At 69.8% G+C, this 8,517-nt stretch carries 9 protein-coding genes; 4 read left to right on the top strand and 5 right to left on the bottom strand.

The genetic code is table 11. The annotated features are described in order from the left end of the window. Positions 1–958 (bottom strand): anthranilate phosphoribosyltransferase (gene trpD / locus ACWJ6R_RS24620; protein ID WP_449064506.1); only part of this gene is annotated, 958 nt, incomplete at its 3' end. A gap of 181 nt (positions 959–1,139) precedes the next feature. Further along, a complete protein-coding gene (locus tag ACWJ6R_RS24615; protein ID WP_449064507.1) occupies positions 1,140–1,538 on the bottom strand; it encodes a hypothetical protein in 399 nt (132 codons plus the stop codon). 195 nt (positions 1,539–1,733) lie between these two features. Between ACWJ6R_RS24615 and ctaE the strand changes: the two genes are divergently transcribed. The 4 genes from ctaE to qcrB are packed head-to-tail and all read left to right on the top strand — an operon-like array spanning position 1,734 to position 5,956. Continuing rightward, on the top strand, positions 1,734–2,351 hold the full coding sequence (gene ctaE, locus ACWJ6R_RS24610; RefSeq protein WP_449064505.1) for an aa3-type cytochrome oxidase subunit III: 618 nt from the start codon (positions 1,734–1,736) through the stop codon (positions 2,349–2,351). Beyond that, positions 2,338–3,180: a cytochrome bc1 complex diheme cytochrome c subunit gene (gene qcrC / locus ACWJ6R_RS24605; protein ID WP_449064504.1), complete on the top strand. Its 843-nt coding sequence runs from the start codon at positions 2,338–2,340 to the stop codon at positions 3,178–3,180. Before ctaE ends, qcrC begins: the two co-directional genes overlap by 14 nt. Continuing rightward, positions 3,177–4,289, top strand: a complete 1,113-nt coding sequence (gene qcrA, locus ACWJ6R_RS24600; RefSeq protein ID WP_449064503.1) for a cytochrome bc1 complex Rieske iron-sulfur subunit — start codon at positions 3,177–3,179, stop codon at positions 4,287–4,289. Before qcrC ends, qcrA begins: the two co-directional genes overlap by 4 nt. After that, entirely contained in the window at positions 4,286–5,956 is a 1,671-nt protein-coding gene (qcrB, locus tag ACWJ6R_RS24595; protein ID WP_449064502.1) for a cytochrome bc1 complex cytochrome b subunit, read from the top strand. The genes qcrA and qcrB overlap by 4 nt, the downstream gene beginning before the upstream one ends. 162 nt (positions 5,957–6,118) lie before the next feature. Here the strand turns inward: qcrB and ACWJ6R_RS24590 are convergent, their stop codons facing one another. The 3 genes from ACWJ6R_RS24590 to ACWJ6R_RS24580 all read right to left on the bottom strand — a co-directional run. Continuing rightward, on the bottom strand, positions 6,119–7,399 hold the full coding sequence (locus ACWJ6R_RS24590) for an Ig-like domain-containing protein (RefSeq protein ID WP_449064501.1): 1,281 nt from the start codon (positions 7,397–7,399) through the stop codon (positions 6,119–6,121). A gap of 248 nt (positions 7,400–7,647) precedes the next feature. Next, positions 7,648–8,043, bottom strand: coding sequence for a cytochrome c oxidase subunit 4 (locus ACWJ6R_RS24585; RefSeq protein WP_449064500.1), 396 nt, complete (start codon positions 8,041–8,043; stop codon positions 7,648–7,650). Continuing rightward, positions 8,040–8,517, bottom strand: a 478-nt coding sequence (locus ACWJ6R_RS24580) for a cbb3-type cytochrome c oxidase subunit I (protein WP_449064499.1), incomplete at its 5' end; no start/stop codon positions are given. The genes ACWJ6R_RS24580 and ACWJ6R_RS24585, both read right to left, overlap by 4 nt.

Raw genomic sequence — 8,517 nt, 5'->3', positions numbered from 1 at the left:
CGTGGGCGCGGACCATCGCGGCGTCCAGGTCGTCGCCCGCGCCGTCCAGCGCGACCAGCGCGGCGGCGGCGTTGAGCAGCACCGCGTCGCGCACCGGCCCGGTCTTACCGCCGAGCAGGTCGTGTACGGCCTGCGCGTTGAAGACCACGTCCCCGCCGCGCAGCGCGTCCGCCCCGGCCCGGGGGATGCCGAGCACCGCCGGGTCGAAGACGGTCTGCGTGGCGACGCCGTCCCGGACGATCCAGACCGTGGAGGTGGTGGCGATGGTGAGTTCGTCGAGGCCGTCGTCGCCCCGGAAGACCAGGGCGGAGACGCCCCGTTCGGCGAAGACCCCGGCCACGACCGGGAGCATGCGCGCGTCGTAGACCCCGATCGCCTGGGCGGCCGGCCGGGCCGGGTTGGTCAGCGGGCCGAGGAAGTTGAAGACCGTCGGCACGCCGAGCTCCTTCCGCGGCGGGCCGGTGAAACGGAACGCGGGGTGGTAGACCGGCGCGAAGCAGAAGGCGATGCCCGCCTCTGCGGCGACCCTGGCGGTGTCCGCCGGGGCCAGGTCGAGCACGACGCCGAGGTGCTCCAGCACGTCGGCGGCCCCGCAGGAGGAGGAGGCGGCCCGGTTGCCGTGCTTGACCACCCGCGCGCCGGCCGCGGCGGCCACGATCGCCGCCATCGTGGAGACGTTCACCGTGTGCGCCTGGTCCCCGCCGGTGCCGACGATGTCCACGACCGGGCCCTCGACCGAGAGCGGGGTGGCCAGCTCCAGCATCGTGCGGGCCATGCCGGTCACCTCCGAGACCGTCTCGCCCTTCGCGCGCAGCGCCACGGCGAAACCGGCGATCTGCGCGGGGGTCGCCGAGCCCGACATGATCTCTTTCATCGCCCAGGCGGTCTCGTCCGCCGTCAGGTGCTCACCCGCGAGCAGGGCCGACAACAGCGCGGGCCAGGTGGTGCGCGCGTCCATGAGGGTCTCCAGAGTGTCTACCGGTCGTGCGACGGCGGTCGGGGTTGCGGTGGAGAACCGGGTCGGCCGCTCCGGCGCCGCCCACCCGGGGCGGCCGCCGGCGGCCTCTCCGCGTCTCCCGTCTTCCAGGCGTCTGCGGGCGTCGCCCGGACGTCTCCTAGTGCTGGTGCGCGTCCTGGTGCTAGTGCGCCGACAGGCGGGTGGAGAGCCGGCGGCGCATCAGGTCGGCGACGGTGTCGGCCAGCACCACGGGGTCGATCGGCTGGGGCACGACGGCCTCGGCGCGGGACCACTCGGCCAGCCAGCGGTCGTCACGGCGGGCGATCAGCAGGCAGATCGGCGGGCAGTCGTGGACCTCGTCCTTGGCCTGCCGGGCGACGCCCATGCCGCCGGCCGGCTTGGCCTCGCCGTCGAGCACCGCGACGTCGATCACGCCGGAGTCGAAGTGCTGGACGACCTTCGCGTGGGTGGCGCACTCCACGATCTCCACGAGGGGCACGTCGGCGGCGGGGCGGCGGCCGATCGCCTCGCGCACCCTCTGCCGGGTGCTGGCGTCGTCGCTGTAGACGAGGACCCTCATCTTGTCGTCGGTGCTCAAGGTCGCGCTCACTATCCCTTGTCGATGTATGGTCACCTGGGATGCTACCGGTCGGCCCGCCCGGAGACCCAGACCGGAGACGACAGGGCGCGGATTGCCCCTTACATCCCGATTAAAGGGACGTTTACCCCTCCTACCGGGGGGCCGTGCGGCGACCCGACCAGGGGAGCCGCAATAATGCTGCCCGTGGCGACAGCATCCGCAATCTCAACGACGACGACAGCACACTCGTCCAACAGACCTGACCTGGTCAGCGTCGGGACGATCGTCTGGCTGTCCTCCGAGCTCATGTTCTTCGCGGCGCTGTTCGCGATGTACTTCACCATCCGGTCGGTGAGCCTCGGCCAGGGCATGCCCTGGCCCGAGGCCCACCTCAACGTCCCGTTCGCGTTGGCCAACACGATCATCCTGGTCCTGTCGAGTGTGACCTGCCAGCTGGGCGTGTGGGCCGCCGAGAAGGGCCAGGTCGCCAAGCTGCGCTTCTGGTACATCGTCAGCTTCCTGATGGGCGCCGTCTTCGTCGCCGGTCAGCTGTACGAGTACAGCCAGCTGGTCCACGAGGGTCACACCCTGTCGCACGGTCCGTACGACTCGGTGTTCTACCTGACCACGGGCTTCCACGGCCTCCACGTGACCGGTGGACTGATCGCGTTCCTGTTCATGCTGGGACGCACGTACGCCGCGAAGCGCTTCACCCGTGAGCAGGCGACCAGCGCGATCGTCGTGTCCTACTACTGGCACTTCGTCGACGTGGTCTGGATCGGCCTTTTCGTGACCATCTATGGCATCCATTAAGGAATCGGGGATCTCTGTGAATAGGATCACCGCTGGGCGGCGGCATCCCCTCGCGAGATACGCCGTCCTGCTTCTGGCCTTGGGGCTGCTGGGGTTCACCTACACCCTGGCGGCCCCGACGAGCGAGCGGGCCGACGCGGCCATCGCCTCCGGCAAGGCCGACGACGTGGCGGAGGGCAAGAAGCTCTTCGAGCAGAGCTGCTCCAGCTGCCACGGCCTCAACGCCGAGGGCGTCGAGGACCGCGGTCCCGGCCTCGTGGGCGTGGGCGCCGCCTCCGTGGACTTCCAGGTCAGCAGCGGCCGCATGCCCCTGGCCAACCCCGGAGCGCAGGCCCCGCGCAAGCAGCCCGCACCGTGGGTGAACGACGACACCGTCCGGCAGCTCGCGGCGTACATCCAGTCGCTCGGCGGCGGCCCGACCATCCCGACGGCCGATCAGGTCGACGCCTCCAAGGGCGACAAGGCCAAGGGCGGTGAGCTCTTCCGCGCCAACTGCATCCAGTGCCACAACTTCACCGGCGAGGGCGGCGCGCTGACCCAGGGCAAGTACGCGCCCCCGCTGTACCCGGCCAGTGAGAGGCAGATCTACGAGGCCATGATCACCGGCCCGCAGGCCATGCCGGTGTTCAACGACAGCATCATCACCCCCGAGCAGAAGCGGGACATGATCGCCTACATCGTGGGCGTGCGCGAGCAGAAGGACCCGGGTGGCGCCGACCTCGGCCGCATCGGCCCCGTCACCGAGGGCCTGGTCGCCTGGATCGTGGGCCTCAGCCTGCTCTCGCTGGCCGCTATCTGGATCACCGCGAAGAGGCGACAGGCCCAATGACAGACAACAATCACGACATCGAGCAGCCGGGTGAGCGCGTCCCCAAGCGCGTCATCGGCACTCCCTCGCACGCCGCCACCGGCACGCCGCTGCTCGGCGCCGAGGAGCGCACCGGCTCCGCCGAGGTCCCCGGCGTGAACCTGCAGGACGAGGCGACGGCGAAGAAGGGCGAGCGGATCGCCGCTCTCTGCTTCCTGGTCGCCTTCCTGGCGGGCATCGGGTTCATCGTCTCCTACGTGGCCTTCCAGGTCGGCGACCTGGACAGCGCGGCGACCTCGAACCTGGCCCTGGGCGGCTCGCTCACGGTCGCGCTGCTGGCTCTGGCCTCGGGCATCGTGGTCTGGGTCCGCATGGTCATGCCCAAGTACAAGCTCGTCCAGGAGCGCCACGAGATGGCCTCCGACGGCGAGACCCGGGCCTACGTCGGCGAGACCTTCCTGCAGGGCGCGGCCGAGAGCGGCATCACCAAGCGGCCGCTGCTGCGCCGTACGCTGCTGGCCGCGGCGGCCCCGCTGGGCCTGGCCCCGCTGGTGCTGCTGAAGGACCTCGGCCCGCACGAGTACTCCGACTTCCCGAAGAAGCTGCGGCACACCGTCTGGGGGGAGAAGACCAAGGAGGGCAAGCAGCGCAGGCTCGTCGTCGAGGGCACCGGCGCGCCGATCCGCGCGGCGGACTTCAACTCCCCCGGCGGCATCCTGTCGGTGGTCCCCGAGGGCTACGAGCACGATCTGAACGAGCTGGCCAAGTCCACGCTCATCCTGATCAAGTTCCGCCCCGAGGAGCTCAAGTCCGGCACCAACCGCAACTGGGCACCGGACGGGATCGTCGCATACTCTAAAATCTGCACGCACGTCGGCTGCCCCGCTGCACTGTACGAGCAGACCACGCACCACATCCTGTGCCCGTGCCACCAGTCGACCTTCGACGCCGCCGACGGCGCCAAGGTCGTCTTCGGCCCGGCCGCCCGGCCGCTGCCCCAGCTGCCCATCGCGGTGGACGGCGAGGGCTACCTCGTGGCCACCGCCGACTTCCCGGTCCCGCCGGGGCCGAGCTTCTGGGAACGCGGCGACGCCGAGGCCGAGGCCCGTGAGAAGGGAGGCCAGTCGTGAGCACCGGAACCGTTCCGAAGCCCATCGCCGGCACCAGCTCTTTCCTCGACGACCGGCTGGGCGCCGGGAACTTCATGCGGCGCAACCTCCGCAAGGTGTTCCCGGACCACTGGTCGTTCCTGCTGGGCGAGATCGCGCTCTACTCGTTCATCGTCCTGCTGCTGACCGGCACATTCCTGACGTTCTTCTTCAAGCCGAGCATGGAGCACGTGATCTACGAGGGCTCCTACGCCCCGCTCCAGGGCATCGGCATGTCGGCGGCGTACGCCTCGGCGCTGGAGATCAGCTTCGACGTCCGCGGCGGTCTGCTCATGCGGCAGATGCACCACTGGGCGGCGCTGCTGTTCGTGGCCGGCATGATGGTCCACATGCTCCGCGTGTTCTTCACCGGGGCGTACCGCAAGCCGCGCGAGCTGAACTGGCTGATCGGTGTCGGCCTGCTGACCCTGGCCCTGCTGGAGGGTCTGACCGGCTACTCCCTCCCCGACGACCTGCTCTCCGGCGCCGGTCTGCGGATCACCGAGGGCGTGGCCATCTCGCTGCCGCTGGTCGGCACCTGGATCACGTTCTTCCTGTTCGGCGGCGAATATCCGGGTGAGGATGTCATCTCCCGGTTCTACTCGCTGCACATCCTGCTCATCCCGGGCATCCTGTTGGGCCTGATCTCCGCCCACATGATCCTCATGTGGGTGCAGAAGCACACCCAGATGCCGGGCAAGGGCCGGACGAACAAGAACGTGGTGGGCGCGCCGTTCTACCCGGCCTTCATGGCCAAGGCCGGCGCCTACTTCATGTTCACCTTCGGCGTCATCGCGCTGCTGGGGACCTTCGCCCAGATCAACCCGATCTGGCTGTTCGGCCCGTACACTCCGGCGGACATCTCGGCGGGTTCCCAGCCCGACTTCTACATGGGCTTCCTGGAGGGCGCGCTGCGCCTGATGCCCTCGTGGGAGGTCAACCTGTTCGGGCAGGGCGGCGGCACGCTCCCGCTGAGCGTGCTGATCCCGGCGCTGGTCCCGATGGGCATCATCATGACGGGCCTGGCGGTGTACCCGTTCGTCGAACGGTGGATCACCGGCGACAACCGCGAGCACCACGTCGTGGACCGTCCCCGCAACAACCCGCACCGCACCTCGATCGGCATCTCCGCGATGACGTTCTACGGCGTGCTGTGGCTGCTGGGCGCGAACGACGAGCTCTCCTGGGTCCTGCACGTCTCGCTGAACTGGACGACCTACGTGGGCCGGGTCCTGGTCTTCGTGGCCCCGGTGATCGCCTACGTGGTCACCTACCGGATCTGCCTCGGCCTGCAGCGCAAGGACGCGGCGATCATCGGGCACGGCGTGGAGTCGGGCGTCATCAAGCGCCTGCCCCACGGCGAGTACATCGAGGTCCACGTGCCCCCGTCGCGGGACATCGAGGCGCACATGCGCGGCAAGGAGGCGGTCCCGACCCTTCCCGGCGCCGGGAACGGCTCCGACGGCGTCCCGCCGAAGGCCCTGCGCGGCCCGATCGGCAGGCTCCGGGCCAAGATGAGCGCCGCCTACGGCGGCGAGAAGATCCCGATGGACGACGGTCACGGCCACGGTGACGGCCACGGTCACGACGACCACGCGGCCGTCGGCGCCGGCACCGACGGGGACGACGACAAGCCCGCCGTCCACTGACGGACCCGCGGGACGACGGGAGAGGGCCCGGGCGGATCATCCGCCCGGGCCCTCTCCCGTTCCCGTCCCCCGGGGTCCCGCCGGCTCTCCTCCCGCGTCCCGCCCCTCGTTCCCGCCGTCCCTCGACCGCCGTCCCGCCGTCCCGTCGCCGCGCCCCCGCCGTCACTGACCGGTGGAGGACCCGATCGGCTCGGTGGTGAAGCCCTTGAGCGTGCTCCACCTGGTCCACTGCGCCCAGTCCTCCTGCCAGTGGCCCCAGCCGTTGGTGGGTTCGAGCTCGCGGGGCGAGCCGGTGATGATGATCGGGTCGCCGATCAGGGTGTTGTCGATGAACCAGCGCGCGTTGGCCGGGCTGACGTTGACGCAGCCGTGGCTCACGTTGGCGCGGCCCTGGGAGCCGACCGACCACGGGGCGCTGTGCACGTACTCACCGCTGCTGGAGATCCGGACCGTGTTGTAGACGGTCTTGCGGTAGTAGCCGGGCTGGCCGGGGCCGATGCCGGGCGAGATCATGATGGTCACCGGCTCGCGCGACATGGCCAGGTGGATGCCGCTGGTCGTGTGGTACTTCCAGACTCCGCCCTGTCCCGCGCTCATCGGGATCTCCCGGATCGCCTCACCGTCGCGCCGGACGGTCAGGCGGTGGGTGCGGACGCTGCCCGAGGTGATCTGGGACCTGCCGGTCCGGAAGTCGAGGACGTGGTTCCGCCTGCCGTACAGGCCCTCGCCTCCGCGCACCCCGGCCAGCCGCGCCTCCAGGCGGACCCGCGTGTGGGCGGGCCAGAACCGCTTCGGCCGGAAGTGCACGTTCCGGTCGTCGAACCAGTGCCAGGCGCCGTGGACCGGCTTGGAGGTGCGCAGCAGCAGGTTGCGCTCGATGGAGAGCCGGTCGGTGACGTCCCGGTCGAACGTGATCATGATGGGCATGCCGACGCCCACGGTGAGCCCGGTGTGGTCCTTGTGCGGCAGGAGGCTCTGCACGGCGAAGCCCCCGTCGGCCCGGACCGTGGTGAAGGAGCTGGTGGACTCCGTCGTGCCGCCCTCCGGATCGACCGCCAGCACGGTGACCTCGTAGGTGGTCCCGGGAGCGGCCGTTCCCCGGCTCCGCCACTGGGTGGCGTCCGCGCTCAGCACGCCCGGCAGCGTCGCCCCGGAAGAGCCCTTGGAGCCTTTCACGGCCCGGACGGTGACCTTCTCCAGGGTTCCCCCCTGGACGCCGACCAGGACGGTCGTATCGGTCGGCACCCCCTCGCTGCCGTCGGAGGGCATCACCATCACGACGGGTTTCTCGCGCACCGCCTGCGGCGCGGCCGCGCCGGCTCGCGCGGGCGGCTCCGTCGCCCCCTCGGTGCCCGCGGCGGCGCCGGCCGCCGGCCATGACACCACCAGCGCCAGGGCGAGCAGCCCCGGCCCATAGGTCGAACCACGGATCGCCTGCCGCACGTGTACTCCCTCTTCCCGGCCTGTCTCCAGATTTCGTTATTACCCGGAGTAAGCGGGCGAGCACGTCGCAGAGATACGCGAGTGATCAACAAACCTCAAATAAATCCAAAAAGCGGGCCGTGGAAGGAATTCCACGGCCCGCTTCCGGCGGTCCGAGGGCGTCTCGGCGACGCCCGCGAGACCCTCTCTGCCTGCTCGGCGTACTCGGCGCGCCCGGTCCGCTCAGTGGCCCGGCGCGCCCGGTCCGCTCAGTGCGAGAAGTTGCCCCGGTAGTACTCGAAGACGAAACCGATCATCGCCATGATGATCGCGAAGACGCCGATGATGAACAGCCACCAGCCGATGACCAGGCCCACCGTGGCGAGCGCGACGGCCAGGCAGACGAAGAGCGGCCACCAGCTGTGCGGGCTGAAGAAGCCCAGCTCGCCCGCGTCGTCGCTGATCTCGCCCTGCTTGTTGTCCGACGGCTGGTCGCCGATCCGCCGGGCGGTGTACATCAGGTAGTACCCGATCATCAGCGCGAAGCCGACCGAGATCGCCATCGCCGTCGTGCCGACCGGTTCCTTGGACCAGAACCAGTAGACGACGTCCACCGCGGCGAAGAAGATGCCGACGAGGATGAACAGCCAGCCCTGAACCTTCATCGGACCTCCTCCAGCTTGCGCGGGGCCGCGGCGTACGGGTGGTTGAGGTCGAACGCGGGGCGCTCGGACCGGATGCGCGGCAGCGAGGTGAAGTTGTGCCGCGGCGGCGGGCAGGAGGTGGCCCACTCCAGCGAGCCTCCGTAGCCCCACGGGTCGTCCACGGTGACCTTGGGCGCGGTCTTGGCCGTCTTCCACACGTTGTAGAGGAACGGCAGCGTGGAGGCACCCAGCAGGAACGCGCCGATCGAGGAGACCATGTTCAGGTCGGTGAAGCCGTCGATCGGGCTGTAGTCGGCGTAGCGGCGCGGGAAGCCCTGCGCGCCCAGCCAGTGCTGGACCAGGAAGGTGCCGTGGAAGCCGATGAACAGCGTCCAGAAGTGGAACTTGCCGAGCGCGTCGTTCAGCATCTTGCCGGTGAGCTTCGGCCACCAGAAGTAGAAGCCGGCGAACATCGCGAAGACCACGGTGCCGAAG

It is taken from the genome of Planomonospora algeriensis (assembly GCF_977012225.1).
The sequence above is the reverse complement of the archived record's forward strand: the minus strand, read 5'-3'. Positions and strand labels throughout refer to the sequence as shown.

Coding starts and splice junctions, on each gene's coding strand:
- ACWJ6R_RS24585 (WP_449064500.1), bottom strand. CDS start 8,043: ATGAAGGTTCAGGGCTGGCTGTTCATCCTCGTCGGCATCTTCTTCGCC.
- qcrC (WP_449064504.1), top strand. CDS start 2,338: ATGGCATCCATTAAGGAATCGGGGATCTCTGTGAATAGGATCACCGCT.
- ctaE (WP_449064505.1), top strand. CDS start 1,734: ATGCTGCCCGTGGCGACAGCATCCGCAATCTCAACGACGACGACAGCA.
- qcrA (WP_449064503.1), top strand. CDS start 3,177: ATGACAGACAACAATCACGACATCGAGCAGCCGGGTGAGCGCGTCCCC.
- ACWJ6R_RS24615 (WP_449064507.1), bottom strand. CDS start 1,538: ATGAGGGTCCTCGTCTACAGCGACGACGCCAGCACCCGGCAGAGGGTG.